Annotated in this window: 26 protein-coding genes, 1 tRNA gene and 1 pseudogene; 7 read left to right on the forward strand and 21 right to left on the reverse strand. The window is 72.1% G+C overall.

Features of this window, described 5'->3' with window-relative positions; translation table 11 throughout:
- Positions 1-17: 17 nt before the first annotated feature.
- Positions 18-656: a TetR/AcrR family transcriptional regulator gene (locus ACIOD1_RS19085; protein WP_401903480.1), complete on the forward strand. Its 639-nt coding sequence runs from the start codon at positions 18-20 to the stop codon at positions 654-656.
- Positions 657-797: 141 nt separating this feature from the next.
- Here ACIOD1_RS19085 and ACIOD1_RS19090 read toward each other — a convergent pair.
- Positions 798-2,516: pseudogene (locus tag ACIOD1_RS19090) on the reverse strand (DHA2 family efflux MFS transporter permease subunit); the annotation flags it as partial.
- A gap of 14 nt (positions 2,517-2,530) precedes the next feature.
- Positions 2,531-3,001 (reverse strand): MarR family winged helix-turn-helix transcriptional regulator, encoded by a 471-nt coding sequence (locus ACIOD1_RS19095; protein ID WP_401903483.1) that lies wholly within the window; start codon positions 2,999-3,001, stop codon positions 2,531-2,533.
- A gap of 81 nt (positions 3,002-3,082) precedes the next feature.
- On the opposite strand from ACIOD1_RS19095, the gene ACIOD1_RS19100 reads away from it, so the two are divergent.
- Positions 3,083-3,316, forward strand: a complete 234-nt coding sequence (locus ACIOD1_RS19100; protein ID WP_401903484.1) for a hypothetical protein — start codon at positions 3,083-3,085, stop codon at positions 3,314-3,316.
- 102 nt (positions 3,317-3,418) lie between these two features.
- On the opposite strand, the gene ACIOD1_RS19105 is transcribed toward ACIOD1_RS19100, so the two are convergent.
- The 10 genes from ACIOD1_RS19105 to ACIOD1_RS19150 all read right to left on the reverse strand — a co-directional run bounded on the left by ACIOD1_RS19105 (position 3,419) and on the right by ACIOD1_RS19150 (position 10,451).
- Positions 3,419-4,261: a hypothetical protein gene (locus ACIOD1_RS19105; RefSeq protein WP_401903486.1), complete on the reverse strand. Its 843-nt coding sequence runs from the start codon at positions 4,259-4,261 to the stop codon at positions 3,419-3,421.
- A 50-nt stretch (positions 4,262-4,311) separates the two neighbouring features.
- Entirely contained in the window at positions 4,312-5,151 is an 840-nt protein-coding gene (locus ACIOD1_RS19110) for an RNA polymerase sigma factor SigF (RefSeq protein WP_365622109.1), read from the reverse strand.
- A 232-nt stretch (positions 5,152-5,383) separates the two neighbouring features.
- The gene (locus tag ACIOD1_RS19115) at positions 5,384-6,178 is read right to left on the reverse strand and encodes an RNA polymerase sigma factor SigF (RefSeq protein ID WP_365622318.1); all 795 of its coding nucleotides are present in this window, start codon (positions 6,176-6,178) and stop codon (positions 5,384-5,386) included.
- Between the two features lie 438 nt (positions 6,179-6,616).
- Positions 6,617-6,778, reverse strand: a complete 162-nt coding sequence (locus ACIOD1_RS19120) for a hypothetical protein (protein WP_164720920.1) — start codon at positions 6,776-6,778, stop codon at positions 6,617-6,619.
- Positions 6,779-7,135: 357 nt separating this feature from the next.
- The gene (locus ACIOD1_RS19125; protein WP_365622113.1) at positions 7,136-7,426 is read right to left on the reverse strand and encodes a hypothetical protein; all 291 of its coding nucleotides are present in this window, start codon (positions 7,424-7,426) and stop codon (positions 7,136-7,138) included.
- Between the two features lie 145 nt (positions 7,427-7,571).
- A tRNA-Ser gene (locus ACIOD1_RS19130) sits at positions 7,572-7,658 on the reverse strand.
- Between the two features lie 99 nt (positions 7,659-7,757).
- Positions 7,758-8,186: a tRNA adenosine(34) deaminase TadA gene (gene tadA / locus ACIOD1_RS19135; protein ID WP_365622321.1), complete on the reverse strand. Its 429-nt coding sequence runs from the start codon at positions 8,184-8,186 to the stop codon at positions 7,758-7,760.
- A 92-nt stretch (positions 8,187-8,278) separates the two neighbouring features.
- Complete coding sequence (locus ACIOD1_RS19140) at positions 8,279-8,815, reverse strand: hypothetical protein (protein WP_365622115.1); 537 nt, start codon at positions 8,813-8,815, stop codon at positions 8,279-8,281.
- A 329-nt stretch (positions 8,816-9,144) separates the two neighbouring features.
- Positions 9,145-9,378: a hypothetical protein gene (locus ACIOD1_RS19145; protein WP_365622118.1), complete on the reverse strand. Its 234-nt coding sequence runs from the start codon at positions 9,376-9,378 to the stop codon at positions 9,145-9,147.
- Between the two features lie 116 nt (positions 9,379-9,494).
- The gene (locus ACIOD1_RS19150; RefSeq protein WP_401903489.1) at positions 9,495-10,451 is read right to left on the reverse strand and encodes a universal stress protein; all 957 of its coding nucleotides are present in this window, start codon (positions 10,449-10,451) and stop codon (positions 9,495-9,497) included.
- 200 nt (positions 10,452-10,651) lie between these two features.
- Here ACIOD1_RS19150 and upp point away from each other — a divergent pair, with 200 nt between their 5' ends.
- Entirely contained in the window at positions 10,652-11,287 is a 636-nt protein-coding gene (upp, locus tag ACIOD1_RS19155) for a uracil phosphoribosyltransferase (protein ID WP_365622124.1), read from the forward strand.
- A 102-nt stretch (positions 11,288-11,389) separates the two neighbouring features.
- Here the strand turns inward: upp and ACIOD1_RS19160 are convergent, their stop codons facing one another.
- Positions 11,390-12,100 (reverse strand): LytR C-terminal domain-containing protein, encoded by a 711-nt coding sequence (locus ACIOD1_RS19160; protein WP_401903492.1) that lies wholly within the window; start codon positions 12,098-12,100, stop codon positions 11,390-11,392.
- Positions 12,101-12,179: 79 nt separating this feature from the next.
- Entirely contained in the window at positions 12,180-12,476 is a 297-nt protein-coding gene (locus ACIOD1_RS19165; RefSeq protein ID WP_030010424.1) for a type II toxin-antitoxin system VapB family antitoxin, read from the reverse strand.
- A gap of 103 nt (positions 12,477-12,579) precedes the next feature.
- On the opposite strand from ACIOD1_RS19165, the gene ACIOD1_RS19170 reads away from it, so the two are divergent.
- Both ACIOD1_RS19170 and opcA read left to right on the forward strand, forming a co-directional pair.
- Positions 12,580-14,190 carry a helicase HerA-like domain-containing protein gene (locus ACIOD1_RS19170; protein WP_365622129.1) on the forward strand — a complete coding sequence of 537 codons (1,611 nt, stop codon included), beginning with the start codon at positions 12,580-12,582 and terminating at the stop codon, positions 14,188-14,190.
- 107 nt (positions 14,191-14,297) lie between these two features.
- Entirely contained in the window at positions 14,298-15,233 is a 936-nt protein-coding gene (opcA, locus tag ACIOD1_RS19175; RefSeq protein WP_365622131.1) for a glucose-6-phosphate dehydrogenase assembly protein OpcA, read from the forward strand.
- Here opcA and ACIOD1_RS19180 read toward each other — a convergent pair.
- Both ACIOD1_RS19180 and ACIOD1_RS19185 read right to left on the reverse strand, forming a co-directional pair.
- A complete protein-coding gene (locus ACIOD1_RS19180; RefSeq protein ID WP_365622134.1) occupies positions 15,179-15,655 on the reverse strand; it encodes a cupin domain-containing protein in 477 nt (158 codons plus the stop codon). The two genes, opcA and ACIOD1_RS19180, sit on opposite strands and share 55 nt — an antisense overlap.
- 33 nt (positions 15,656-15,688) lie before the next feature.
- The gene (locus tag ACIOD1_RS19185; RefSeq protein ID WP_401903496.1) at positions 15,689-16,273 is read right to left on the reverse strand and encodes an HhH-GPD-type base excision DNA repair protein; all 585 of its coding nucleotides are present in this window, start codon (positions 16,271-16,273) and stop codon (positions 15,689-15,691) included.
- A gap of 119 nt (positions 16,274-16,392) precedes the next feature.
- Here ACIOD1_RS19185 and ACIOD1_RS19190 point away from each other — a divergent pair, with 119 nt between their 5' ends.
- Positions 16,393-17,205 (forward strand): VOC family protein, encoded by an 813-nt coding sequence (locus ACIOD1_RS19190; RefSeq protein ID WP_365622140.1) that lies wholly within the window; start codon positions 16,393-16,395, stop codon positions 17,203-17,205.
- A gap of 63 nt (positions 17,206-17,268) precedes the next feature.
- Here the strand turns inward: ACIOD1_RS19190 and lepB are convergent, their stop codons facing one another.
- From lepB to ACIOD1_RS19215, 5 genes are all read right to left on the reverse strand, one after another.
- A complete protein-coding gene (gene lepB / locus ACIOD1_RS19195; protein ID WP_401903499.1) occupies positions 17,269-18,894 on the reverse strand; it encodes a signal peptidase I in 1,626 nt (541 codons plus the stop codon).
- Positions 18,895-19,175: 281 nt separating this feature from the next.
- Positions 19,176-19,958, reverse strand: coding sequence for a hypothetical protein (locus ACIOD1_RS19200; RefSeq protein ID WP_401903501.1), 783 nt, complete (start codon positions 19,956-19,958; stop codon positions 19,176-19,178).
- Between the two features lie 237 nt (positions 19,959-20,195).
- The gene (locus ACIOD1_RS19205) at positions 20,196-20,666 is read right to left on the reverse strand and encodes a molybdopterin-dependent oxidoreductase (RefSeq protein ID WP_365622150.1); all 471 of its coding nucleotides are present in this window, start codon (positions 20,664-20,666) and stop codon (positions 20,196-20,198) included.
- Between the two features lie 90 nt (positions 20,667-20,756).
- The gene (locus ACIOD1_RS19210; protein ID WP_365622153.1) at positions 20,757-23,540 is read right to left on the reverse strand and encodes a molybdopterin-dependent oxidoreductase; all 2,784 of its coding nucleotides are present in this window, start codon (positions 23,538-23,540) and stop codon (positions 20,757-20,759) included.
- Positions 23,537-24,364 (reverse strand): FAD binding domain-containing protein, encoded by an 828-nt coding sequence (locus ACIOD1_RS19215; protein WP_401903567.1) that lies wholly within the window; start codon positions 24,362-24,364, stop codon positions 23,537-23,539. The genes ACIOD1_RS19210 and ACIOD1_RS19215 overlap by 4 nt, the downstream gene beginning before the upstream one ends.
- A gap of 223 nt (positions 24,365-24,587) precedes the next feature.
- Here ACIOD1_RS19215 and ACIOD1_RS19220 point away from each other — a divergent pair, with 223 nt between their 5' ends.
- Entirely contained in the window at positions 24,588-26,051 is a 1,464-nt protein-coding gene (locus ACIOD1_RS19220) for a helix-turn-helix domain-containing protein (protein ID WP_365622156.1), read from the forward strand.
- Positions 26,052-26,143: the final 92 nt, after the last annotated feature.

Consider the following 26,143-nt stretch of genomic DNA (forward strand, 5'->3'; position numbering starts at 1 on the left):
CTGAGGAGGGTTCCTCCATGGTGACCGAGGCCGATCCGGGAGCGGCGAGGACCAGCGTCTGGCTGGCCGTCAGGCCCGCGTCACCCGCACGCCGTCGCACCGAGGCGCCCTCGGGGCTCGACCGGGACCGGATCATCGCCGCCGCCGTACGGCTGCTCGACGCGGAGGGGCTGACCCGGTTCTCGATGCGCCGGCTGGCGTCCGCGCTCGGGGTCACCGCGATGTCCCTGTACTGGTACGTCGACACCAAGCACGATCTCCTCGAACTCGCCCTGGACAGTGCCCTGGGCCGGCAACGGCTGCCCGCCGAGCCGGCCGCCGACGCACCCTGGCCGGTCCTGCTGAAGGCCCTCGCCTGCGGCTACCGCCGGCTGGTGGGGGAGCACCCGTGGGTGGCGCCCCTCAGCCTGGCCTACCCGAACATCGGCCCGCACGCGCGGGCCTTCGACGCGGCCCTCCAGGGGCTGCTGGACCGCACCGGCCTCGGTGACGCCGGCCGCACCGGGGCGCACCTGGCGGTCTCCCGGTTCCTCAACGGCTGCGGGGGCACCGCCCGTCAGGTCCCCGAGGCGGACTTCGGGCTGGCGCTCGACGTCCTGATCGCGGGGATCCAGGCCCAGGCCGACGGCCGGGCCCCGGGCATCACCCCTCGGTGACCCGGCCGCCACCGGCTCCGGCCGCCACCGGCTCCGATCGCGACCCACGGCGACCCGCACCCACCGACCAGGACAAAGGGGGCCCGCTCGAAAGCGGGCCCCCTCAGGTGCGTTCGGCCGGTACGGCGGCCGTGATCAGTGCGGCCGGCCCTTCGCCGGCCGGACTCCCGAGACCGTGCCCGTGCCCGCGACCGAGCCCGCAGTGGCGTCGGCCGGCTCGTCGGCCTCGGCCGGCGAGGGGATGCCCGCCGCGGCCTCGGCGATCGCGTCCTCCGCGACCGGGGAGTGCGCGGCCGGCTTCGACTTCAGCGCGACCTCCTTGATGAACAGCACCAGCAGCAGGCCGAGCAGCGCGAACGGGGCCGCGTAGAGGAAGACGTCACCGACGCCGTGTCCGTACGCGGACTCGATCACCGTACGGAAGGGCGCGGGCAGCTTGTCGAGGTCGGGGATCCCGCCGCCCCCGGTGCCGCCGTGGCCCATGGCCGCGGCCTTCGGGCCGAGGGCGGCCAGGCCGTCCTGCACGTAGTGGGTGACCCGGTTGGCCATGACCGCGCCGAGCGCGGAGACGCCCACGGCGCCACCCAGCGAGCGGAAGAAGGTGACGACCGAGCTGGCCGCGCCCAGGTCCTGGGGGGCCACCTGGTTCTGGGTCGCGAGGACCAGGTTCTGCATCATCATGCCGAGGCCGAGGCCGGTGAGCGCCATGAAGATCGCGATGTGCCAGTACGCGGTGTCGTAGCGCAGGGTGCCGAGCAGGCCCAGGCCCGCGGTGAGCAGGACGCCACCGGCGACCAGCCAGATCTTCCAGCGGCCGGTCTTGGTGATGATCTGGCCGGAGACGGTCGAGGAGACGAAGAGCCCGGCGATCATCGGGATGGTGAGTACGCCCGACATGGTCGGGGACTCGCCCCGGGCGAGCTGGAAGTACTGGCTGAAGAAGACCGTTCCGGAGAACATCGCGATGCCGACGAACAGCGAGGCCGCCGAGGCCAGGGTGATGGTCTTGTTGCGGAAGAGCCGCAGGGGAATGATCGGGTCGCTCGCGCGGGACTCGACGAGGACGAAGAGCAGGCCGAGCGCCACGGAGCCGCCGACCATGGCCCCGGTCTGCCAGGACATCCAATCGTACGAGCTGCCGGCCTGGGTCACCCAGATCAGTAGCAGCGACACCGCGCCGCTGATGAGCGTCGCGCCCAGCCAGTCGACCTTGACGTCGCGCCGGACCACCGGGAGGTGCAGGGTCCGCTGGAGGACGATCAGCGCGATGATCGCGAAGGGCACGCCGACGTAGAAGCACCAGCGCCAGCCGAGCCAGGAGGTGTCGGTGATGACGCCGCCGAGCAGCGGGCCGCCGACGGTGGCGACGGCGAAGACGGCGCCGAGGTAGCCGCTGTAACGGCCGCGCTCGCGCGGGGAGATCATCGCGGCCATCACGATCTGCGCGAGGGCGGAGAGGCCGCCGACGCCGATGCCCTGCACCACGCGGCAGGCGATCAGCATGCCGGTGTTCTGGGACAGGCCCGCGATCACGGAGCCCAGGACGTAGATCACCAGGGATATCTGGACGAGCAGCTTCTTGCTGAACAGGTCGGACAGCTTGCCCCACAGGGGGGTCGCGGCCGTCATCGACAGCAGGGCGGCGGTCACCACCCAGGTGTAGGAGGACTGGGTGCCGCCGAGGTCGCTGATGATCTCCGGCAGGGCGTTGGAGACGATCGTGGAGGACAGGATCGCGACGAACATGCCGAGCATCAGCCCGGAGAGGGCCTTCATGATCTGCGGGTGGGTCATGGGTGCGTCGGACGTGGTCTCCGACCGGCCGCCTCCCCGCACACCGTGGGGTGTGGTCGTAGCCATGTGTTTCCTTCGGTCTAGAAGCTCGATCGGAGTCGGGCCAGCAGGGTGTTGAGTACGTCGACGTCTTCGGCCGACCAGTCGGCCAGGGCCTTTTCCAGCGCGTCCGTGTACCGGGCGCCCAGCTCGGCCAGGAGCGCGCGTCCCGCGGGGGTGAGGCGCAGGATCCGGCAGCGGCCGTCGCCGGGGTCGGTCTCCCGGTCGATCCAGCCGCGCTGTGCCACGTGGGCGACGTGCCGGCTGGTGACCGAGATGTCGACGGCCATGAACTCGGAGAGGCGGCTGAGCCGCATCTCTCCGTGTCGGTCGAGCACGCTGAGGACGGCGGCCGAGCCGGGAGGGCAGGCCGGGGGCAGGATCCGGGCCAGGTCGCGCTTGACGGCGCCGATGCCCGTGAGCTGGCGGGCCAGCTCCTCGTACCGGGTGCTCCGCGCCGCCTGGGTGGTCACCGGACCGCCCCCCTCTATCTCGTTGCTTCGGGCAACCATATAAGCGCATGGTTGCTACAGGCAAATGAATCCGGGGGGTGCGGCGGTAAAGGAATCGGAAAACGGCTAGGGTCCTGACCCATGGCTGCGAACCACAACTCACCTGAACCCGAGGGCACCTACGACCCCGCGGGCAGCACCCAGATGTTCCGGGCGTACGTGGAGGAGGCCGTCGAGCCGACCCGCGCGCCCACCGTGCCGGGCGCGCGACGCCGCACGAAGGAGTCCTCGGGCTCCGGGGGCGCCGTCAAGGTGGCGCTCGTGATCGCGCTCGTGGTGGCGATCGGCGCGGCGGTCTGGGTCGCCGTCCACTGACCGTCCCACCGGTGGGGGCGGGTTCGCCCGTAAGGCAGGGATCACCGGCAGGCGGGCGGGCAGGCGGGCACCACCGGCGGGCAGGTCACCGGCGGGCTCGGGTCAGCTCCAGGCGGCCGTGACCTTGCGGGTTTCGACGCGCATCCCGAGCGGGACCCGCCAGGACTCCACGCACACCGTGTAGGTCTGCGCCCGGGACGCGTTGCCCGGGATTGGTGTCGGCAGCGGTTGGGTCGTCGTGATCGTGGCCCAGTCGACGCCGAGGGCGCCGATGATGTGCGTCGCGAAGCTCACCGTGCCCGAACGGGCCGCGGTGCTCCCGGTGTTGGTGAACGTCACCGTGACCCGCTCGCACCAGCGCTCGGACGCCGCCGCGCGGGCCGGGGTGCCGAGGGCGAGCGCCGCCGGGGTGGCCGCGGGGGGCGGTGGCGCCGGGGGCGTGGTGCCGGGTTTCGGGCCGGCCGGTCCGGCCGGTCCCGTTGGGCCCGTCGGTCCGGGCGTCGCGGACGTACCGCCGGAGCCTCCGGAGCCGCCCGATCCGCCCGTGGAGCCGCCCGATCCGCTCGCGCCCCCGGCGCCGCCCTGTGGTGGTGGCGCTGCCGGGTCCGGCGGGGTGCCGGGGTCGGCAGCGGAGCCGCCGGTGCCGGTGGTCGTCGCTCCGCCCTGGGCGGAGCCCCCGGGCACGGGGGACCCGGTCGCGCCGGGCGACGTAGAGGAGGACGCGGAGGCGGAGGCCGAGGAGGACGCGGGAGCGTCCGACGGCAGGCTCTGGAACTCCACCGGGTCCTGTGGCGCGACCTTCTCCCCCGCGCCCCGTTCGGGCCCGGGGGCTGCCGCGCCCACCGCGACGAAGCCGTCGCGGCCCGTGCCGCCGCATCCGGTGAGGGCTGCGGCGGCCGTGCAGCACAGGGCGAGGGCGAGCGCCGCGCGGGATCCCGTTCGCATCGCGCCAGTTTTCCTGACGCTACGTCAAATAGGAACCCTGTAGCGCCCGTTCACTCCCCGATGAGGCCCACGCGGAGTTGGGCCAGCGTGCGCGTCAGCAGCCGGGAGACGTGCATCTGGGAGATGCCGACCTCCTCGCCGATCTGCGACTGGGTCATGTTCGCGAAGAACCGCAGCATGATGATCTGCCGTTCCCTGGGCGGGAGTTTGGCCAGCAGCGGCTTGAGCGACTCCCGGTACTCGACACCCTCCAGCGCGGTGTCCTCGTACCCGAGCCGGTCGGCGAGCGAGCCCTCGCCGCCCTCGTCCTCCGCGGAGGGCGAGTCGAGCGAGGAGGCGGTGTAGGCGTTGCCCACGGCGAGGCCGTCGACGACCTCCTCCTCGGTCACCCCGAGCACGGCCGCCAGCTCGGGCACGGTCGGGGACCGGTCCAGCTTCTGGGCGAGCTCGTCGCTGGCCTTGGTCAGCGCCAGGCGCAGTTCCTGGAGCCGCCGCGGGACGCGGACGGACCAGGACGTGTCCCGAAAGAATCGTTTGATCTCGCCCACGACCGTCGGCATCGCGAAGGTCGGGAACTCGACGCCGCGCTCGCAGTCGAAGCGGTCGATCGCCTTGATCAGGCCGATGGTGCCGACCTGGACGATGTCTTCCATCGGCTCGTTGCGGCTGCGGAACCTGGCCGCCGCGTAACGCACCAGCGGCAGGTTCAGCTCGATCAGGGTGTCGCGTACGTACGTTCGGTCGGGGCTGTCCGCGTCCAGGGTTGCGAGTCGCTGGAAGAGGGAGCGGGAGAGGGTGCGGGTGTCGATGGCTTCCGAGCGGTCGGACACTGCCGGCGCTGCGCGCTTGACAAGCGTGAGCACCTTGGAGCTGCCCTGGTCTACGGACATGCCACCCCCTTGAGGTCGCGGACGGTCGCGTTCTCTGCGCGCCCGTCGGAGGAACGCAGCCTCCACCTGAATACCGGAGGCGGGGCTGCGGCAAACGCGGTTCCAGCAGAATGTCACATGTCGGCAACACGCTGTAGCGTCATGTCGACAAGTATCTCCAGCGACAGACCTGCCCGTGAGTGGAATGCGCAGGTTCTCCAAGGAAATGCTGGAAAAGCGCCACCCGATCCGGTTAAGCCTCGATCCTGTTTGCGGATCTCAGACGGGCGAAGCTCCGGGCGAGCAGCCGCGACACGTGCATCTGGGAGACGCCGAGCTCCACGCTGATCTGCGACTGCGTCAGGTTGTTGTAGTACCGCAGCAGGAGGATCCGCTGCTCGCGCTCGGGGAGCTGGACGAGCAGGTGCCGTACGAGGTCCCGGTGCTCGACGCCGACCAGCTCCGGGTCCTCGTAGCCGAGCCGGTCGAGCAGCCCGGGCATGCCGTCGCCCTCCTGGGCGGCTTCGAGCGAGGTCGCGTGGTAGCTCCGGCCGGCCTCGATGCAGGACAGCACCTCGTCCTCGCCGATGCGCAGCCGCTCGGCGATCTCGGCGGTGGTGGGGGTGCGGCCGTGGAGCGTGGTGAGGTCCTCGGTGGCGGCATTGACCTGTACCCACAGCTCGTGGAGGCGGCGCGGGACGTGAACGGTGCGGACGTTGTCGCGGAAGTATCGTTTGATCTCCCCCACGACCGTCGGCATCGCGAAGGTCGGGAACTGCACCCCGCGCTCCGGGTCGAAGCGGTCGATCGCGTTGATCAGGCCGATGGTGCCGACCTGGACCACGTCCTCCATCGGCTCGTTGCGGCTGCGGAAGCGAGCGGCCGCATACCGCACGAGCGGGAGGTTCGCCTCGATCAGGGCCCCGCGCACCCGGTGGTGCTCGCTGGTGCCCGGCTCCAGGGCCTTCAGCTGCCCGAAGAGCACCTGGGTCAGCGCCCGGGTGTCCGCGCCCCGGGTGCTCTGGGGCCGGGGCGCGACGGTGGCCATCAGCGTCACGGGGGGCCTGGGTGCCTGCGGAGGAGTCGACGGGGCGCTCGCATCACCGGCCGACGGGGCGCTCGCATCACCGGCCGCCGGGACGGCCGAGGCAGCGGTGGCGGCAGAGGTGGCGGAAGGGGTCGGCGCCTCGCCGGCCGGGGGCTCCGCCGCGGGTTCCTGCTGGGATGGCACCTGGGACTCCTGCTGGGGTGGCACCTGAGGCGCAGTACTGGCCGGCACGGTCACGCCACCCCTTCAGTCAACTATCCGTCAAAAGCGGTCATAGCATCACAAGACATGTGCACTGTGTGCAAGCACCGTATAACGCCGTGTTGAAGGCAAGTTGGGCATACTAGGACAATTCACTGAAATCCGGGGAACACGAAAGACCCCCCACCCGTCGGAGTGGGGGGCCGGGAAGTCTGGAATCCGCTTCAGCGTACGGGTTCAGTTCACCAGTTCGGTGATGAACTCGCCGATGCCGGAGGCGGCATCCGATATGCCTTGGAAGCCAATTCCGACCATCTCGGCCGCCCGTTTGGGCTGGGTGATGATCACAAAGAGGACGAACACGGTCAGGACGCCCGTGATGAGCTTCTTGGTGTCCATGTGCGCTGTCGGCCTCCCCAACCGGTCGTGCAAAGTCGGGTGAGTCTAACCGGTCAAGTTTGGTCACTCACCTGCCCTTTAAGGACCAATGACCCGGGAGTACAGGTCCTTTGCCGCTCGGTGTCGGGTTGCGGGAGGCGCAGGATTGAACACGAGCCCACCGGTTCTGGCAGGAAATCGGTGGGTGAGGGACAGGACCTCACTGCGGGGTCCGAGCCGCAAGCTTCCCCCCTGACTGCGGCTCGGGCTGGCAGGTTCCGTCCTCAACGGGGGAAGTGGCTTGTCCCCCCGATGCCACTTCCCCCGTCCCGAACGACGAAGGTCCCGACTCCGGTCGGGGCCTTCTTCGCGTGCGCGCTATTCGAGGCCACCCGCGAGGTCGGTGATGGGCTGGATGGGCGCGATCACGGGGGCGAGCTGGTTGGGCAGCTCCATCACCTGGTTGAGCTGGTTGGCGCCCTCGCTGAGCTTCCCGCCGATCTCCTGGACGGAACGGGGCGAGGCTCCGGCGGGCATGTCCGCGGCCGGCGACGGCAGGTCGGGGAGGGTCAGCGGGGCGATCCCGGAGGCGGAGGCGGCAGGTGCGGCGAAGCCCGCGGCGGCCCCCGCGAGGGCGATGGCGGCGAGGATGCGCTGGGTCTTGTTCATGCCGTGACAACGGCCGAGCGGTCGGCCGGTCACGCCGGTGTCCCCCGGACGCGCGCGCGACACCCCGCCCACGACGGCTCCGAACGCGGAACACGGGGAAACGACGAGAGCCCCGACCCTTGCGGGGCGGGGCTCTCGATCAGAGCGGTAGCGGTGGGATTTGAACCCACGGATAGCTTGCACCATCACACGCTTTCGAGGCGTGCTCCTTCGGCCGCTCGGACACGCTACCGAGAGAGAGCTTAGCCCAAAGAGCACGCTGGGCTGAAATCCGTATCCGGACCGCCCCCGCACGGGTCGTCGGACGGGTCGCCCCACGGGTTCGGGGGCTTCACAACGTGCGGAAGAACTCCGTCAGCTGCCGCGCGCACTCGTCCCCGAGCACCCCGCGGATCACCTCGGGACGGTGGTTGAGCCTGCGGTCGCGCACGAGGTCCCACATCGACCCCGCCGCCCCCGCCTTCTCGTCCCCCGCGCCGTAGACGACACGGGCCACCCGCGACTGCACGAGCGCGCCCGCGCACATCACGCACGGCTCCAGGGTCACCACCAGCGTGCACCCCGTGAGCCGCCACTGCCCGAGTCGGACGGCCGCCCGGCGCAGCGCCAGCAGTTCGGCGTGCGCCGTGGGGTCGCCGCTCGCCTCCCGCTCGTTGTGCCCGGTGGCGAGGACTTCCCCGTCCGGGCCGAGCACGACGGCACCGACCGGCACGTCGCCGGCCGGTACCGCCTCGGCGGCCTCCCGGAGCGCCAGGCGCATGGAATCCCGCCAGGGGTCCCGTACGGGGTCGGGCGCCGAGCCGTGCGGGGGTCCGGACGGCTCGGCGTACGGGGTGTCGTGCGCGGGGGCCACTAGCGGACTGCCTCCAGGACCTCGGTGGCGCCGAGTGCCTCGGCGATCTCCGAGAGGGCGTCCCCGTCCAGGTTCAGCAGGTCCTTGTGGCCGACCCCGAGGTCGTCCAGCAGTCGGGGGTCGCCGAGCGGGGCCTCCTTCAGCAGGTCGTCCTCCTCGTCGGAGTCGTCCTCCTCCTCCGTGAACGCGGCGGCCGGTTCGTCCTCGCCGTCCTCGGTGCCGTCCAGGTCCAGGTCGTCGAGTTCGTCGTCCTCCTCGTCGCTGCCGAGCAGCTCTTTGGTCAGCATCGATCCGTAGGAGCTGCGGTCGGCGGCGGAGGCGTTCGATACGTAGTACCGGGGGTCCTCCTCGCCGTCCACGCGGACGACGCCGAACCAGGCGTCCTCCTGCTCGATGAGGGCGACCACCGTGTCGTCGTCGACAGCGGCGGCGCGGGCGAGATCGATCAGATCACTGAGGGACTCGACTCCGTCGAGTTCCATGTCGCTCGCTTCCCACCCGTCTTCGGTGCGCGCGAGCAGTGCGGCGAAATACACCGTGACTCTCCCACTGGTCATAGGTGTGCCGGTTGGAGGTCCCCCCGGCCGGAGGATGGCGTGGGAACGGCCGTGACGCTCGCTGTTCCCACCCCGCCCAATCGGCATCGTGGCAGAAACAGCGGCTTTGCGAGAGGTCTTCCGCGCGGCGGCCGTGTCGCGGCGCCGGTACGCCCCCGGCGGGTCGCCGGTCGGGCCCCGGGGCGGCGCGCCCCCCACAGGCGTCCGTCACCCGGCCTTCACCGACCGCTTCACGGCGACTTCACGGCGGCTTCGAGGCGACTTCGCCGACGGCTCCCGCCCGTCTCCACATGCCCTCACCCGGGCGTTCACCAACGGAACGTGCGCATCCGCATCTGTTGGCGCATCCGGGCGGCGCGGGCGCGCCGGGGTTGCACGCGGTCGCGCAGTTCGCGCGCCTCGCTCAGGTCGCGCAGGAACTGTGCGCGGCGGGCGCGGCGCTGGGCCGTCGTCTCCGACGCGTCGTCGGTCCCGCTCCCCTCGGCCTTCCCGACCCTCTCCGCCCCGTCGGTCCTGTCGCTGGTCGGCTGTGTGTCGGCCATCGGCCACCACCCCGGCTGGTCCGGTCGTCCTCCTCCGCCGGCGCGAAGCAGACCCCCCGCCACCACCTTCCCCCGGTCGGCGCGTTTGATGCCACCCCCGCTCGGATAGACCCAGGTCAGCTCCCGCCGACCGGAACGTCTTCGGGCAGGGCCGGTACGACGGCCACCGGGCCGTGCGCGTGCTGGAGGACCGCGTGCGCCACGGAACCCATCAGCAGCGAGCGCCGGCGCGGATGGTGGCGGCCGACCACGACCAGCGCCGCCGAGCGGGAGGCGTCGACCAGCCGTCCGGCGGCGTCCCCGGGCGTGGCGGCCTGTTCCACGGGCACGCCCGGGTAGCGGGCCCGCAGCGGGGCCAGCCGCGCGCTCTGGGACCGCAGCATCTCCCGTTCGGCGGGCACCGCGTTCCCGTCGTCGAGGAGCGACTCGGGCGGGATCACCGCGAAGGGGCTGTCGATCACCAGGGTGGGGGCGGGCGGGATCGCGTACGCCGAGACCACCTGGACGGTGGTCCCCCGTGCGGCGGCTTCCGTGAAGGCGAAGTCGAGCACCGACTCCGGGGTCTCGGCGGCGTGCAGCCCCACCACCACCCGCCCGGCGGACGGCTCCGTGGCGGCGGCGTGCGCGTCGCGCTCCGCGTGCGGGACCACCACCACCGGGCAGGTCGCGGTGGTGGCGACGGCGCGGCTGCTGGAGCCCAGGAGCAGGGTGGCGAACCCGCCGCGCCCCCGGGAGCCCATCACCAGCATCAGCGGCTCGCCCTCGGCGCCGACCACCCGCAGGGCCTCGGGGACGGAGCCCTCCAGGGCTTCGTAGCGGACCTCCTGGGGCAGCTCGGGGGCCGCCTGGAGGAGCGCGCGCACGCGGTCGCCCACCGGGTCGGAGTAGGCCTCGGGCTGGTTCGGGTCGTGCAGGGCCGCGCGGCGGCCCGCGTACAGCTGGGACTCGTCCGAGAGCACGTGCGCCACCATGAGGGACGCGTCGTGGCGCAGCGCCGCGAGACGGGCCCACTCCAGCGCCCGCAGGCTGTGGTCGGATCCGTCGACGGCCACGATCACGAGGGGTGTGCTCATCCGTCCAGCGTGCTGCTCGGGGCCGCGGCCCGCATCTCCGCACACCCCCCGCCCCGCCCGTGCGGCCCTTGGGACGCGCGGGGGTCCGCGCAGCGCGTAGCCTTTCGGGAGCGGGCCACGAACAGGTGGCCGTTTTGCAGCTAGCAGGGTCACCGGTCGCAGATCGCAGCTCGAAACCCGGCTGAGTCTTGGAGGATGTTGTGCGTTTGCAGGTCGTCGATCACCCCTTGGTGGCGCACAAGCTGACCGCCCTGCGCGACAAGCGCACCGACTCCGCCACCTTCCGTCGGCTCGCCGACGAGCTGGTGACCCTCCTGGCGTACGAGGCCACGCGCGACGTGCGCACCGAGCAGTCCGACATCGAGACCCCGGTCGGCCCGACCACCGGCGTCAAGCTGTCGTACCCGCGCCCGCTGGTCGTGCCGATCCTGCGCGCCGGTCTCGGGATGCTCGACGGCATGGTGCGGCTGCTGCCGACGGCCGAGGTGGGCTTCCTGGGCATGGTCCGCAACGAGGAGACCCTGGAGGCCTCCACGTACGCGACGCGCATGCCCGAGGACCTCTCCGGTCGCCAGGTCTACGTGGTGGACCCGATGCTGGCCACCGGCGGCACGCTGGTCGCCGCGATCCAGGAGCTGATCAAGCGCGGCGCCGACGACGTGACCGCCGTGGTGCTGCTGGCCGCGCCCGAGGGCGTGGAGGTCATGGAGCGCGAGCTGGCGGGCACGCCGGTGACGGTGGTGACGGCCGCGGTCGACGAGCGGCTCAACGAGCACGGCTACATCGTTCCGGGCCTGGGCGACGCGGGCGACCGCATGTACGGCTCGGCCGAATAGCGGCGACGCACCGGGCCGTTCCGATCCGCTCGGGCGGTCCGGATCCGCTCGGGCGGTCCGGGCCCGCCATGGCGGATCCGGACCGGCTCGGACGCTAGCGGTTCAGCACTTCTTGGCGGGCGCGGGCAGGGGGTTGGCCAGGACGGCCAGGGCCTTGTCGGCGTCCGCCTTCGGCTTGAGCTCCTTGAAGGTGTCGCCCAGGATCAGGTCGATGTCTCCGCCCTCGCGGGTGTCGGTCTGCAGGGTGACGCCGTCGAGCTGGGTGCCGAGGACGGAGTAGGCCGCCTTGTCGGTCTTCGGGGAACCGAGCAGTATCCCGGGCCCGGTGACCTTCTTGTCGAAGTCGGCCGGGGCGTTGCCGACCTTGTCGACGTGGAAGCCCCGGGCGCGCAGTTCGTCGCCGACGGCCTTGGCGAGGCCCGCGCGCGGGGTCGCGTTGTAGACGTTGACGGTGATCTGGCCGGGTTGGGGGAGACCCGCCGGTGAGGCGGAGGCCGCGGGGCCCGCGTTCGGTTCGACTTCGGCTTCGGGATCGGCGTTCGGGGCGGCGTGGGTGACGGCCTTGGCCGGTTTCACGGAGGCGGGTGCGGTCGGACAGTCCTTGCCGGCCGCCGCCTGGTTCCGCTTGCCGCCGTCGCCCTGGAACACGTCGATGAGCTGCAGCGCTCCGTAACCGAGGAGGGCCAGCGCGAGGACCGATCCGAAGACGGCGAAGACGATCTTCCGGCGTCGCCGGGGCCGGCTCATACGGGGGTAGGCAGCTCCCGTGACGCGGTACTTTCCGCCCATGCCGGGGGGAGTGAGCATGCTCATGGGCGCAGCGTAGCCCCGGGTCGGGACGATGCCTACTAAATGATCTATTGACCGGGCAAGACTGACCCGAAAGGCGCAATCAGTCCATTTCAAGGACGCGCGCGTGCAGGACCTGACGCTGTTGGAGGGCCGCGCGCACGGCGCGGTGCAGCCCGTCCTCCAGGTAGAGGTCGCCCCGCCACTTCACGACGTGGGCGAAGAGGTCGCCGTAGAAGGTCGAGTCCTCGGCGAGGAGCGTTTCGAGGTCGAGCTGCCCCTTGGTCGTCACCAACTGATCGAGTCGGACCGGGCGCGGGGCGACGTCCGCCCACTGCCGGGTGGTTTCCCTGCCGTGGTCGGGGTACGGCCGCCCGCTTCCGATGCGCTTGAAGATCACACGGAAAGCCTACCGGGCCGGCGGCTCCGGGCGCAGCCTCGGGCCGTCGGTGCAAAAGTGACAGACGGTGGTATTCCGGGAGTGATGCATGAGGGAGTGATGCATGAGTCAGAGCACGGGCCCTTCCCTTCCCGCCGGTCCCGACCCCGCCGCCGCGGAGATCGCCGCCGGGTACGCCTTCACCGGCCCCGCCCTCGACCTGGGCGCCCTGCTCTGGGACGGGAAGGCGCTGCCGGAGCTGCAGATCCGCATCCCGCTGTCCATGCTCAACCGGCACGGCCTCGTCGCCGGCGCGACCGGCACCGGCAAGACCAAGACCCTCCAGCTGATCGCCGAGCAACTCTCCGCGAACGGCGTCCCCGTCTTCCTCGCCGACATCAAGGGCGACGTCTCCGGGATCTCCGCCCCGGGCGCGTCGGGCGAGAAGGTCCTGGGGCGCGCCTCGGAGGTCGCCCAGGAATGGGAGCCGACGGGCTACCCCAGCGAGTTCTACTCGCTCGGCGGCATCGGCCCCGGCATCCCGGTCCGGGCCACGGTGACGGCCTTCGGCCCGGTGCTGATGTCGAAAGTGCTCCAGCTCAACCAGACGCAGGAGCAGTCGCTCGGCCTGATCTTCCACTACGCCGACTCCAAGGGCCTGGAGCTGATCGACCTCAAGGACCTGCGGGCGGTCGTCGCCTTCCTCGTCTCCGACCAGGGCAGACCCGAGCTGAAGGGCATCGGCGGACTGTCCACGGTGACCGCCGGGGTGATCCTGCGCGCGCTGACCGCCTTCGAGCAGCAGGGCGCCTCGGAGTTCTTCGGCGAGCCCGAGTTCGACACGAGCGAGTTCCTGCGGACGGCCGCCGACGGGCGCGGGCTGGTCTCCGTCCTGGAACTCCCCGCCGTGCAGGACAAGCCGCAGCTCTTCTCCACCTTCCTGATGTGGCTGCTCGCCGACCTCTACACCGACCTGCCGGAGGTCGGGGACCTGGAGCGGCCCAAGCTCGTCTTCTTCTTCGACGAGGCGCACCTGCTCTTCAACGGGGCCTCGAAGGCCTTCCTCGACTCGATCACCCAGACCGTCCGCCTCATCCGTTCCAAGGGCATCGGCGTCTTCTTCGTGACGCAGACCCCCAAGGACGTGCCGGCCGACGTCCTCGCCCAGCTCGGCAACCGGGTCCAGCACGCCCTGCGCGCCTTCACCCCGGACGACGCGCGGGCGCTCAAGGCCACCGTCAGGACCTTCCCCAAGTCCGTCTACGACCTGGAGGAGCTGCTCACGCAGCTCGGCACCGGCGAGGCGGTCATCACGGTGCTCAGCGAGAACGGCGCCCCCACCCCGGTGGCGGCCACCCGGCTGCGCGCCCCGCAGTCCCTGATGGGGCCGATCGACGCGGCGGCCCTGGACCGGGCCGTGAAGGGATCCCTCCTCTACTCGCGCTACGCCGAGCCGGTGGACCGCGAGTCGGCGTACGAGAAGATCAGCGCCGAGCAGGCCGCGGCCGAAGCCGCGGCCGAGGGCGCCGCCGCGGCGGCTGAGGCCGAGAGGCAGGCCAAGGAGGCGGAGAAGGAAGCGGTACGGGCCGCGCGGAGCGCCCCGAAGCCGGATCCGTCCCTGGCCGAGCAGGTGGTCGGAAGCGGACTGTTCCGCTCCCTGGCCCGCTCGATCGGCACCCAGCTCGGCCGGGAGATCTCCCGCTCCGTCTTCGGCACGGCCCGGCGCAGGAAGTAGTGGAGTCCAGCATTCCGGACGGATGCCGGGCGGATCGCGGGCGGATCCCGGACGGATTCCCTCGAACCGGTTGTCGGGACCACGGCCGGCGCTGACAGACTCGGGGGATGCGGACCGAACTCACCGACACCACCTCCAACAAGGTCGACCGGGCCCTCCTCGCGGCCCGCCGAGCCGTCGGCAGCCCCACCATGGGGCTCGTGCTGACCCTCGTCGTGGTCACCGACGAGGAGAACGCCTACGACGCCGTGCGCGCGGCCTCCGAAGCCTCGCGCGAGCACCCGTGCCGCATCATCGCGGTGATCAAGCGGACCGCGCGCGGCCCCGAACGCCGCCGCCGGACCCGCCTGGACGCCGAGCTGCGCGTCGGATCCGACGCCGGGTCCGGGGAGATCGTGCTGCTGCGCCTGCACGGGGAGCTGACCGAGCACACCGGTTCCGTCGTGCTGCCGCTGCTGGTGCCGGACGCGCCCGTCGTGGCCTGGTGGCCCGCCGAGGCCCCCGCCGACACGGCCCGCGACGAGCTGGGCGTGCTGGCCCAGCGCCGGATCACCGACGCCCAGGCCGCCGCCGACCCGGTGGGCGTACTGGTCGACCGCGCGCGGGCGTACGCCCCCGGGGACACCGACCTGGCCTGGACCCGGCTGACGCCGTGGCGCTCGCTGCTGACCGCCGCCCTGGAGCAGAAGCCGCTGCCGGTGACGGGCGCGGCGGTGGAGAGCGAGCCCGACAACGCGAGCGCCGAGCTGCTGGCGCGCTGGCTGGAGGACCGCCTCGGGGTGCCGGTGCGGCGGGTACCGACCGACGGGCCGGTGATCACCCGGGTCCGCCTGGAGACGACCGGCGGGGAGATACGGGTGGACCGGCCCGCCGGGGTGCTGGCCGAGCTGGTGCTCCCCGGGGCCCCGGACCGCAAGGTCGCCCTGAAGATCCGCAGCTCGGCCGAGCTGCTCGCGGAGGAACTGCGGCGCCTGGACGCCGACGAGGTCTACGCCTCGGCGCTGCGCAGCAGTCGGCCCGCCCAGGACCCGCTCTCCGCGTAGTGGTTGTCGTAGACCGGTGAGCTGTCCTTGATGTCCTGGACGGTGGCCTCGCCGGCGCGGACCCGGCCGAGCAGCCGGTAGTAGTCGAAGCGGGCCATGCCGGGGGTGAAGCCGACGAACACCTCGGCGGTGTGGCCCGCCGCCGGGGCGAAGGCGTGCTTCACACCGGGCGGGACGCTGATGAAGTCGCCCTTGGTCAGGGTGTGGATCTCCTCGCCGACCAGGACGTCGAGGGCCCCGTCGGTGACGTGGAAGAACTCGGTCGCCTTGGTGTGGAAGTGGACGGGGGCTCCGGCCGCGCCGACCTCGAAGCTCGCGGTGTTGCAGGTCAGCTCGGGGGTGTCCGTGAGCAGGGTGATGACGCTGCCCGGTCCGTCGGAGATGGCTTCGGCGGTGGCGGCGCGCGTGATGTTTTCGATCATGGTCGCGATCCTATGAGCGCCGCCGACGCACCGTCAGGGCTTTTTCTTGGCCGCCGCCTTCACCTCCTGCTTGTACGCTCGGACCTTGGCCAGGGATTCCGGGCCGGTGATGTCGGCCGCCGAGCGGTGGACGCCGGCCGGGCCGTAGCCGCCGGCCGCCTCCCGCCAGCCCTCGGGGCGGACCCCGAAGCGCTTGCCGAGGAGGGCCAGGAAGATCTGGGCCTTCTGCTCGCCGAAGCCCGGCAGTGCCTTGAGCCGCGCGAGCAGCTCGGCGCCGGTGTCGACGTCGGCCCAGACGGCCGCGGCGTCCCCGTCGTAGTGCTCCACGAGGTAGGCGCACAGCTGCTGGATGCGCTTCGCCATCGAGCCCGGGTAGCGGTGCACGGCGGGCTTCTCGGAGAGCAGCGCCGCGAAGGCCTCGGGGTCGTGGGCGGCGATGGCGTGCGCGTCGAGGTCGTCGGTGCCCAGGCGTCGGGCGATCGTGTACGGGCCCGAGAAGGCCCACTCCATCGGCACCTGCTGGTCGAGCAGCATCCCGGTGAGCGCGGCGAGCGGGCTGCGGCCGAGCAGGGCGTCGGCCTCGGGCTGCTGGGCCAGGTGGATGGTGATGTCGTCCATGCCTCCAGCCTGCCGCGCGGGGGCGCACCGCGCGCGGTCGCCGCGCGGTTGTCAGACCCCCCGCCTAGCGTGGGTGGGAGCCCGGACAGGGACGCGGACGACACAGGAGTCGATCGATCATGGCTGAGTTTCCGGAAGGTGCCCCCTGCTGGGCGGACGCGATGTTCACCGACGTGGAAGGCGCCAAGGACTTCTACGCCGACGTGCTGGGTTGGACCTTCGGCGAGTCCAGCAGCGAGCACGGCAACTACACGCAGGCCTACTCCGACGGCAAGGCCGTCGCGGCCGTCGTCCCGCCGATGCCCGGGGCCGACGCGCCCTCGCAGTGGTGTCTGTACTTCGCGTCGTCGGACGCCGCCGCGACGGCGGAGAAGGCCAAGGCGGCCGGCGGCGAGCTGATGATGGAGCCGATGCGGGTCGGCACCTTCGGCACGATGGCCATCGTCAAGGAACCGAGCGGCGCCGTCTTCGGCATCTGGCAGCCGGGCGACCACAAGGGCTTCGAGAAGCTCGGCGAGCCCGGTGCGTACGCCTGGGCGGAGCTGTTCTCCCGGGACACGGCGAAGGCGGACGCGTTCCTGACGGGGGTGTTCCCCTACGGCGCGCAGCAGATGGACATGGGTGACGACCCGGAGACGGCCGCGATGGACTACAAGGTCTTCAGCGTCGGCGGCCCGCAGAACCCGGTGCTGGGCCGGATGAGCATGGGCGACGAGTTCCCGCCGCAGGTCCCGTCCTACGTCCAGGTCTACTTCGCGGTGTCGGACTGCGACGAGGCGGTGCGCAAGACCCAGGCGAAGGGCGGGAAGCTGCACTTCGGGCCCATGGACAGCCCGTTCGGCCGGTTCGCGGCGGTGGCGGACCCGCAGGGCGCGGCGTTCGCGGTGATCGACGTGTCGAACACGACGGGCGAGATGCCGAAGTTCGCGTAGCGCAGCGGCCTCCCCGCGCCCCTCGGGGGAAGGGCGCGGGGCGCCGGTCCGGCGCAGAAGCCCTCACCCGACGGTGTTCGCGCCGACCACTCGGGGCGGCGGGCCCGTCTCCGCGGTCGCCTTCCTCGCCCGGCGACGTGCCCAGAGCGAGGAGATCCCGATCAGGATTCCGGCGGGCAGGAGGACGATCATGCCGGAGCCGCCCAGGCTGCCGGCGATCATGTAGCCGACGGGGTTCTCGACGGCCCTGACGTGCACCGCCTTGACCACCACGGTCCCCCGCCCTTCGCCGGCGAGGTTGAAGGAGGAGTCCAGGGAGTTGACCCGGTTGTCCCCCATCAGGAAGACCCGGCCTTGCGGGACGGTCAGGTCGAAGGGGACGACGGCGGGTACGGAGGGGGCGAGGAGGTAGGGCTCTTCGAGCGGCCGGCCGTTGAGGACGAGCCGGGTCGACCCCGGGGTGAAGGAGAGGTGGTCACCGCCGACGGCCACCACTCGGTACATCGCGGCGTTGTCGTGGATCCAGGGGACGGTGACGAGGACGACGTCCCCGCGGGCGGGGCCGGTCGACGGGGTCCTCTCGAAGAAGACCTGTTCGCCGACAGGGTAGGTCGGCAGCATGTGCGCGCTCGTCACGGTGCGCATGGTGAATGCGCGCGGGGCTTTGTGGGCGGCCCAGCCGACCGCGGCGACGGTGAGCAGCAGGCCGAGGCCGACCAGGATCAGGGCCGTGATGCCACGTCTGCGGCCGGGTCGTCGGTTTTTCGCCATGCGGCTCCCCCGGGATCGAATGTGTGGCCGAATTCTATGGGGGGGGGCGCCGCAGTCGTCGCACCAGCCCGGGGACGGGCTGCGGAAGGCGCGGTCGCAGGTGGGGCACGTCTGGAAGGGGTCCGGGGGCACGTAGGCGGACCGTCGGAACTCGGCCTCCATGACCGATGGGAGCTGCGCCTTGAGGCGGTGTGCGATCAGGCCGGCCGGGTTGGTGACCGGGTCGGGGACCCGGGCGGTCAGCACGCTGATGATCGAGTCCGTCGTCCCGCCGCGTTCGAGCCAGGTCTCGACGCCGTCCGCGAGGCGGTCGATGTCCCGCTGACCCAGGAGCAGCCGGGGGTCGGTGCGGCGCAGCCGAGCCAGGATGTCCATGGCCGCCCGGCGGCGGGGCGTGGGGGGTTCGGGGGGTTCGGGGGACGGCGCCGACGTGGGTTCGGGCTCCACGGGCGGGGCGGGTTCCCAGGCGGGGGCCAAGGGTTCGGGCTCGGGCTCGGGCTCGGGCTCCGGGGCCGGCGGGAGGTCCGGGGGGTTCGGGAGGTCCCGGGGTGGCGGTGGCGGGGGCGCCGAATGCGTCATCTTCCGGGGGCGGTTGTAGGACACCGTCCGGGTGACGAAGCGGCCGTTCGGGAGCTGTTCCCGTACCCGCTTCAGGTATCCGTGCGCCTCCAGCTCGCGCAGGGCCGCCGCGATCCGGATCTCGCCCTCCGGCACCCGCCTGGCCAGCTCTTTGATGCCGACGGGGGTTCCGGGCGGGAGGGACTGGATGTACGCGCCGAGGCCCCGGGCGGTCAGCGTCATCTTGGCGTTCTGGATGAGGTGGTTGCCGATGACGGTGTACCGGGTCGTGTGCCGGACGTTCGCGTGGTGAACGCCGTACGGCGCGCGCGGGGGCGCGCTAACCTGCTCAACAGCCATGGGGAAGCGGTACTTCCTGCCTTGGTCAGGCCCTCGTTCGGGATTGCCGTCCCGGCGGGGGCCGTCTTGGTTTGTGGAGTTTGTCGGGGCGAGCATATGCCCCGCAACCGGGCGGGAATCCAGCCGAGTTGGGGTTGTTCACCCGTGTGAGTGATGGCGGCCCCGGGGGAGGCTGGTGGGGTTGGGAGCGGTGCTTTCTCCCGGTACTGCGGAGCAAAAGAAACGTACAAGCGCACCGGCACGTGGTGGACCGGGTGCCGGTGCGACCTGCGACGGAACCGTCAACGCGCGGGGAGTTGGTCGTACGTCCTGAAGGTGTACTCCCCGGACAGGGTGATCTTGTTCCCGGTGGTCGCCGGGAGGCCGAGACGGTCGTTCACGAGCCGGGTCATCGGGCCGCAACCGGTGGCGGCCGGGACGGTGAACGCGGTGTCGACCGCCGCCCACTTGATCACCGGCGGGTTCTTGGAGACCCACTCGGAGTCGCCCACCCGCTTCAAGCGGATCTCGACGGGGGTGTCGCCGCCGCCGATCACGCAGCCCCGGGGCAGGAGCGGGCTCACGGCGCGGTAGCGCAGGGTGAAGAGGCCCATGCTGTCGCCGACCGAGTAGAAGTCCGACCGGCCGCCGTACTCCGGCTGGAGCGAGAGCCCGAGCAGCGGGGAGCGGTCGGCGGAGGCGTTGCCGAGGAGACCGCCGGGGACGGTGGAGGCGCCGCCGCGCAGGGAGCCCCACACCTGGCCCTTGCCGCCGTCCGGCATCGGGCCCTCGGCGAAGGTGATGGTCATCGGGGCCAGCGCGGGGACGTCGCGACTGCCCAGGCGCAGCGACCCGGAGGCGGTCTGCACCTCGCACTTCCAGCGCGCCGCGTCGACCCCGGCCGGGATGTCCGGGCAGCCGGAGAAGTCGTACGGGGCGACGGGCGCCTCGGCGATGGCCGCTCCGGCGGCGGGTGCTCGGGCGGTGGTCGCTCCGGCGGCGAGCGCCGGAGCGGCGGCGACGGTGGCGAGAGCGGCGGCGACGGCGAGGGCGGCGGCGCCCAGACGGAGCGAGGTGGTCTTCATGCCCCTCACCCTGCCGCCGGACCCCCCGGCCCGACCACGGGGAAACCCCCGGCCGGACCCTGCCCGCCCCCCGAGACGGAATCAGGGTCAACCGGCATGCGTGTCAGGGCCGTTCGGCCGCTCCGTCCACGGCCCGCTCAATCCACGCCCCGCTCAATCCTCGCCCCGTTCAGTCCCCGCTCCGTCCACGGCCCGCCCCGTCCTCGGCCGACACCCCGGGCCGCTCGCCGGCAGGGTCTACGCGCCGACCAGGGTGGCGCCGGTCAGGGCCGGGACGGCGGCGGGCAGGGTGCCGAACCAGACGTGGGTGACCGCGCTGACGTAGCGGGCTCCGCAGCGGTCGGACGGGACGACCAGTTGGCTGCCCGCCCCGTCGAGGTCCTCCCCGTCGAGGCGGGTGGCCAGCAGCACCGGGCTGCCGGCGAAGTCCGCGTCCAGTTCCGCCCAGGACAGGACGGTGTGGTGCCCGTCGCCGCCGCTGACCGCGAGGAGGTACCGGCTGCGGTCCTTGCGCCGGCGGGCGTCGAAGACCGGGCCCGCCCCGCAGATCACGTCCCGCAGCAGCACGCCCTCGAAGACGTGGTGCTGCGGGCCGTTCGTGGCGCAGTCGAAGGTGACCTCGGCCCGGTGCTGCGGCCATTCCCGCAGGTCGGCGACGGTCAGGGTCGCGGGGCGGTCGAGGTCGCCGTGCAGCAGGAGTGTGGCCATGCGTATGTCATGCCCCCCTCGGCCGGCGAAAGAACCTCCCCGGGCCTCATCTGCAAGGTTGAGCGGTAACTATGAGCCGCAGCTGTGTGATCATTTGTGGGTTTCGCCTCGCAGCCTCCGGTCGATTTCCCGCCAGACCACATCACGGGTCACCGGCATCTCCGTGAAGCGGACCCCCGTCGCGTCCCGCAGGGCGTTGGCGAAGGCCGGGGCCACCGGGTTGAAGGGGCTCTCGGACATGGACTTGGCGCCGAGCGGCCCGATCGCGTCCGAGGTCTCCATGAAGTGGACCTCGGTGCGCGGGACGTCCGCGTACTGCGGGAGCCGGTAGCGGCGGAACGCCGCCGTGGTGACCTCCCCGCGCTCGTCCACCCGTACCGTCTCGAACAGGGTCGCGCCCAGCGCCTGGGCCACGCCGCCCTCCACCTGGCCCCGGCACTGCATCGGGTTCATGACCTTGCCCGCGTCCGCCGCGTGCACGCTGCGCAGGATCTTCATCTCGCCGGTGTCCGGATCCACCGCCAGGCGGAACCACTGGGCGTTGAAGGCCACCGAGCGCGGGGAGCCGCCCCAGTGGCCGTCCGCGGCGATCTCGTCGAGCTTGTTCTTGACGTACGCGGCCTCGTACAGCTCCTTCAGCGTGACGGTCCGGCCCGCGCAGTCGAAGGCCTCGGCCTCCAGCGTGCACAGGTGCCGGGCGACGCCCGTGTGCCGGGCGGCGAAGGTCTTGAGCCGTTCCGCGAGCGAGTCGGCCGCCAGCATCACGGCCTTGCCCGCCACCACCGTGCCGGCCGAACCGAACGCGCCGGTGTCGTGGCGGACGACGTCCGTGTCCGACTGGCGGACCGTGATCCGGTCGACCGTGGTGTTCAGCGCGCCCGCGGTGATCTGCCTGTGGACGGTGGTGGTGCCGTTGCCGAACTCGGCCGTGCCGACCGCGATGTCGTACGTGCCGTCGCGCAGCAGGCTGACCCGGGCGTCGGCGAAGTGGCCGCCGGGCGGCCCGGTCGCGATCATCGCGACCGCCGCGCCCGTCCCGGTGAGCCAGCCCTCCGGGACGTCCTCGTGGCTGCGGTCTTCGGCGATGGCCTTGCGCACGACGTCCATGCACTGCTTCATCCCGTACGAGGCGATGAACAGGTCCTCCTCGTGCCCGATCGGGGTCACCATGTGGTCGCCGGGGCCGATGACGTTCTTCTCGCGCAGCACGAGCGGGTCCATGCCGAGGCGGATGGCCAGCTCGTCCATCACCGATTCGACGGCGAAGAGGGTCTGGCCCAGGCCGTAGCCGCGGAAGGCGCCCGCGGGCACGCCGTTGGTGTAGACCGAGTACGCCTCGACCTCCTTGTTCGGCGCCTTGTAGACGGCGAAGGACTCGCCGACGCTGTGGAACATCACCGCCGGGCCGTGGTTGCCGTAGGCGCCGGTGTTGGAGAGCACGCGGATGCGCAGCGCGGTGAGGGTGCCGTCGGCCTTGGCGCCGATCTTGACAGTGATCTTGAAGGGGTGGCGGGTGGTGGCACCGTAGAACTGCTCGGCCCGGGTGAATTCGAGTTTCACCGGCCGCCGCAGCTTCAGGGCCGCGAGGACCACGATGTCCTCGGTCAGCATCTCCTGCTTGCCACCGAACCCGCCCCCCACGCGGCCCGCGACGACGCGGACCTCGTCCTCACCGAGGTCGTAGAGGGCGCACAGCGCCCGCCGGGTCAGGAACGGCGCCTGGGTGGAGGAGCGGACGGTGATGCGCTCGCCGTCGCCCTCCTCCTTGGGTTCGAAGTACGCGACGCTGCCGTGCGTCTCCAGGCTGGCGTGCTGGACGCGCTGCGTCTGGAAGGTCTCCTCGTGGACGACGTCCGCCTCCGCGTACCCCCGCTCCATGTCGCCGATGGTGTTGTGGACCTCCCCGCACACGTTGTTCTCGGCGCGGAAGATCCCCGACTCGGGGCCCTTGGGGTGCAGGACGGGGGCGCCCGGCAGCATGGCCTCCTCCGGGTCGATGACGTACGGGAGCTGCTCGTACGTGACGACCACCCGGCGGCAGCCCTCCTCGGCGGCCTGCTCGCTGTCCGCGACCACGGCCGCCACGCGCTGGCCGACGAAGCGGACCACGTCGTCCAGGACACGGGTGTCCATCGGGTCCTCGGTCGGGTGCTCGTGCCGGGCCGACGAGTACAGCCGGTCGGGGGCGTCGTGGTGGGTGAGGACCGCGTGCACGCCCGGGACCTGGAGGGCGTCCCGGGTGTCGATGTCGACGATCCGGGCGTGCGGGTGCGGGGAGCGCAGCAGCTTCATGTGGAGCAGCCCCGGCACCTCGACGTCGAAGGTGTAGCGGGCCGTCCCGGTGACGACGAGCGGGCCGGCGGGCGCGCCCAGGGACTTGCCGACGGCCTGACCGGCCTCGGGGCGCTCGGTGTGCTTGACCCCGCGCACGGCGTCCTCGATGGCGCGGTAGCCCGTACAGCGGCAGATGTTTCCCTTGAAGGCGCGCGGGAGGTCCTGGAGCTTGCCGTCGTCGTGAGCGGTGTCCTCCTCGGCCTGGAGGGCGGCGGTGGTCATCAGGAAGCCAGCCGTGCAGAAGCCGCACTGGAAGCCCTGGGCGTCGAGGAACTGCTGCTGGACGGGGTGGAGTTCGCCGCCCGGCTTGGCGAGGCCCTCGACGGTGGTGACCGCGCGGCCCTCGGCCCGGACCGCCGGGTAGAGGCAACTGTGCACCGGCTGCCCGTCGACGTGGACGGTGCAGGCCCCGCAGTCGCCCTGGTCGCAGCCCTTCTTCACGCCGAACCAGCCGCGCTCGCGCAGGTAGGTGCGCAGGCACTGGCCGGCGCGGGGCTCCTCTTCGAAGCGCTGCTTGTTGATCTCGATCTCGTAGCTCATCGGGAAACCTCCTCGGCCGTGAGTTCCCGGCGGATCTCCTCCGCCAGGAGCAGCGCCATGTGCCGCCGCCATTCGGGCAGCCCGTGGATGTCGTCGAACCACTCCTCGGGCAGGACGGCGTCGTCGATCACCGCCCGCAGCTCGGCGGCGGTGGGCGGCAGCGCGAACCAGAAGCGGAACGGGCGGGTGGTGGCGGCGGAGACCGTGACGGCGAGGGAGCCGTCCCGGGGGTCGTAGGCGCCGATCACGAGGGCGCCGGACCGTCCGAGCCCGTAGAGCGAGGCCTGCCGGAAGGCCGTACGGGTCTCCAGCGCGCGGGCCGGGATCCGGACGGAGCGCAGCAGCTCCCCGTCGCGCAGGTCCTTGACGCCGGCCCCGCGGATGAAGGAGGTGACGGGCATGCGCCGGGTGGCGCCGTCCTGGCCCAGCAGCTCCACGGTGGCGTCGAGACCGGCGGTCAGCGAGACCATCGGCCCGGCCGGGAGACCGTTGCAGAGGTTCCCGCCGACGGTGGCCATGTTCCAGATCTTGAAGCTGGCCAGGAACGCCCGGCAGCACTGCTCGATCAGGGGGGCCGCGGTGGCCGGCAGGGAGCGACCGAAGCGGGACAGCTCGGTGATGGTGCAGGTGGCGGCGATGTCCAGGGAGCCGTCGGGCTGCCAGGACAGCGGCGGCCAGCCCATCCGGGAGAGGTCGAAGAGGCGACGGATGTGCGGCTGCGGCTCGGAGAAGAGGTACGTGCCGCCGCCGAGCCAGGCGTCACCGGGGCGCCAGGGCTCACGGCGGCGCGCATCGCGCACATCGAGCACCGTGTTGAGGTCCAATTCGCGCCACCAGCCTTTCCGAATCCCGGGCATTCCACTCAGTGAAGCAACGGAGAACGGACGAAACGACTGGTGCCGGACACGGAAACCGACAGGTCCGCACCATCCCTGCCTGGAGGATCAACCAAGACCCGTATACCTGGGATGCCCTTGCATTTACGATGTGGTTTCTCGTATTCGCCTGGCGAATGTGGGTCACCACCCACCGCAAGGAGTCCCTGCCATGCACGTCCTCGACCTGCTCCAGTCCGACAACCTCGGCCTCACCCTGCTCTGGGGTGAAGAGGCTCTTCTCGGCCAGGAGGTCAGCGGGGTCACCGCCACCGACCTGGAGGACCCGGGCCGCTTCCTGGGTCCGGGCGAACTCGTCCTCAGCGGGCTGGTGTGGTGGGCGGACGGCGACCTGGCCAAGGCGGACCGCTTCGTCTCCGCGCTCGCCGGCGCCGGAGCCACCGCCCTGCTGGCCGGCGAGGAGACCCACGGCCGGGTCCCCGACGAACTGGTCGCCGCCTGCCGGGCGTACCGGGTGCCGATCGTCGCCGTCCCGGCGAGGACCAGCTTCCGTGCCGTGACCGAGGCGGTCTACCTGCGCCAGTGGGGGGACCTCAGCCGCCGCCCGACCCGCAGCTTCGCCCTCCCCGAGAACGTGCGCAACGAGCTGAGCGGGCTCCTGGAGGGCGGGGCCGGCCCCGGCGAACTGCTCGACCGGGCGTGCGCGCACCTGGGCAGGATCGCCTGTTACCTGCTCACCGCGAGCGGGCGCACGGTCGCCCGCACCCCCTCCGCGCCCCCGCTGCCCGCCCGGCGGGCGGTGGCCGCGCGGGGCGGGCTCTCGCTGCGGGTCGAGGCCGACTCCTCCCCGTACGACGCCTGGCAGTTGCACCTCCCGGACGCGGACGCGGCCCCGCCGCGCGTGCTCCACGAGATCGCGGAGGTGCTCGCCCAGTACCGCGACGGGCAGGTCCGCCGGACCGCCGCCGAACGGGCCGCCGGGCAGGCGCTGATCGGGCTGCTCAGCGGGGGCGGCTCCGGCTCCGGCGAAGCCGACCCGACCGCCCTGGAGGAGGCCCTGGCGGCGGCCGGGCTCCCGGCGGAGGGCCCCTACCGGGTCCTCGCCGCCACCTCGGGCGAGGCCCTCGCCGAGGCGCTGGGTCACCTGGAGGGGGTCCCGTGGGTGGTCGGGCAGTCGGCCGCCGTCCTCTACGAGGACCCGTGCGGGGGCGGCGACCCCGCCGCCGGGCTGCGCGCGGTGTGGCCGCTGCTCCAGGCGGTCGGCGGGCCCGAGGTGGACCTGCGGCTCGGCGCGGGGGCGCGGGCGGTGGGCCCGGAGGGGCTGCGGGCCTCCCTCAGCCAGGCCCGGTTCGCGCTCACGGCCGCCGGCGGGGAGAGCCCCGTACAGGGGGTCGAGCAACTGGACACCCTCGCGGGGCTCTTGTCCGGGGTGCCGCCGGAGGTGCGGTCGGTGTTCGGGACGCAGACGCTCGGGGCGCTGGGGGACGGGATGCTCCGGGAGACCCTGGAGGTCTTCCTGGCCAACAACTGCTCGTGGGCCCGCACGGCGGAGGCCCTCCACCTGCATGTGAACACCGTGCACTACCGCATCGAGCGGGTGGAGGTCCTGACGGGCCGAGACCTCTCGCGCCTGGATCACAAGCTGGACCTGTACGCGGCGCTGCGCTGCGGTTAGGGCGGCGGGAGGGGCGGGCCGGGCGGTGTTTCACGTGAAACACCGCCGTGGTTCCCTGCCGAGCCGCGGCCCGTGTTTCACGTGAAACACCG

The organism is Streptomyces sp. NPDC088097, assembly GCF_044741845.1.
Classification (GTDB): Bacteria; Actinomycetota; Actinomycetes; order Streptomycetales; family Streptomycetaceae; genus Streptomyces.

Bases quoted from the DNA above. Each gene is read 5' to 3' on its own strand.
- ACIOD1_RS19150 (WP_401903489.1), bottom strand. From the start codon at position 10,451: ATGAGCACACCCCTCGTGATCGTGGCCGTCGACGGATCCGACCACAGC.
- ACIOD1_RS19085 (WP_401903480.1), top strand. From the start codon at position 18: ATGGTGACCGAGGCCGATCCGGGAGCGGCGAGGACCAGCGTCTGGCTG.
- ACIOD1_RS19110 (WP_365622109.1), bottom strand. From the start codon at position 5,151: ATGTCCGTAGACCAGGGCAGCTCCAAGGTGCTCACGCTTGTCAAGCGC.
- ACIOD1_RS19120 (WP_164720920.1), bottom strand. From the start codon at position 6,778: ATGGACACCAAGAAGCTCATCACGGGCGTCCTGACCGTGTTCGTCCTC.
- ACIOD1_RS19145 (WP_365622118.1), bottom strand. From the start codon at position 9,378: ATGGCCGACACACAGCCGACCAGCGACAGGACCGACGGGGCGGAGAGG.
- ACIOD1_RS19125 (WP_365622113.1), bottom strand. From the start codon at position 7,426: ATGAACAAGACCCAGCGCATCCTCGCCGCCATCGCCCTCGCGGGGGCC.
- ACIOD1_RS19200 (WP_401903501.1), bottom strand. From the start codon at position 19,958: ATGAAGACCACCTCGCTCCGTCTGGGCGCCGCCGCCCTCGCCGTCGCC.
- tadA (WP_365622321.1), bottom strand. From the start codon at position 8,186: ATGCGCCTGGCGCTCCGGGAGGCCGCCGAGGCGGTACCGGCCGGCGAC.
- opcA (WP_365622131.1), top strand. From the start codon at position 14,298: ATGCGGACCGAACTCACCGACACCACCTCCAACAAGGTCGACCGGGCC.
- ACIOD1_RS19180 (WP_365622134.1), bottom strand. From the start codon at position 15,655: ATGATCGAAAACATCACGCGCGCCGCCACCGCCGAAGCCATCTCCGAC.
- ACIOD1_RS19210 (WP_365622153.1), bottom strand. From the start codon at position 23,540: ATGAGCTACGAGATCGAGATCAACAAGCAGCGCTTCGAAGAGGAGCCC.
- ACIOD1_RS19100 (WP_401903484.1), top strand. From the start codon at position 3,083: ATGGCTGCGAACCACAACTCACCTGAACCCGAGGGCACCTACGACCCC.
- ACIOD1_RS19205 (WP_365622150.1), bottom strand. From the start codon at position 20,666: ATGGCCACACTCCTGCTGCACGGCGACCTCGACCGCCCCGCGACCCTG.
- ACIOD1_RS19185 (WP_401903496.1), bottom strand. From the start codon at position 16,273: ATGGACGACATCACCATCCACCTGGCCCAGCAGCCCGAGGCCGACGCC.
- lepB (WP_401903499.1), bottom strand. From the start codon at position 18,894: ATGGCTGTTGAGCAGGTTAGCGCGCCCCCGCGCGCGCCGTACGGCGTT.
- ACIOD1_RS19190 (WP_365622140.1), top strand. From the start codon at position 16,393: ATGGCTGAGTTTCCGGAAGGTGCCCCCTGCTGGGCGGACGCGATGTTC.
- ACIOD1_RS19095 (WP_401903483.1), bottom strand. From the start codon at position 3,001: ATGGTTGCCCGAAGCAACGAGATAGAGGGGGGCGGTCCGGTGACCACC.
- ACIOD1_RS19170 (WP_365622129.1), top strand. From the start codon at position 12,580: ATGAGTCAGAGCACGGGCCCTTCCCTTCCCGCCGGTCCCGACCCCGCC.
- ACIOD1_RS19105 (WP_401903486.1), bottom strand. From the start codon at position 4,261: ATGCGAACGGGATCCCGCGCGGCGCTCGCCCTCGCCCTGTGCTGCACG.
- ACIOD1_RS19160 (WP_401903492.1), bottom strand. From the start codon at position 12,100: ATGAGCATGCTCACTCCCCCCGGCATGGGCGGAAAGTACCGCGTCACG.
- ACIOD1_RS19115 (WP_365622318.1), bottom strand. From the start codon at position 6,178: ATGGCCACCGTCGCGCCCCGGCCCCAGAGCACCCGGGGCGCGGACACC.
- ACIOD1_RS19220 (WP_365622156.1), top strand. From the start codon at position 24,588: ATGCACGTCCTCGACCTGCTCCAGTCCGACAACCTCGGCCTCACCCTG.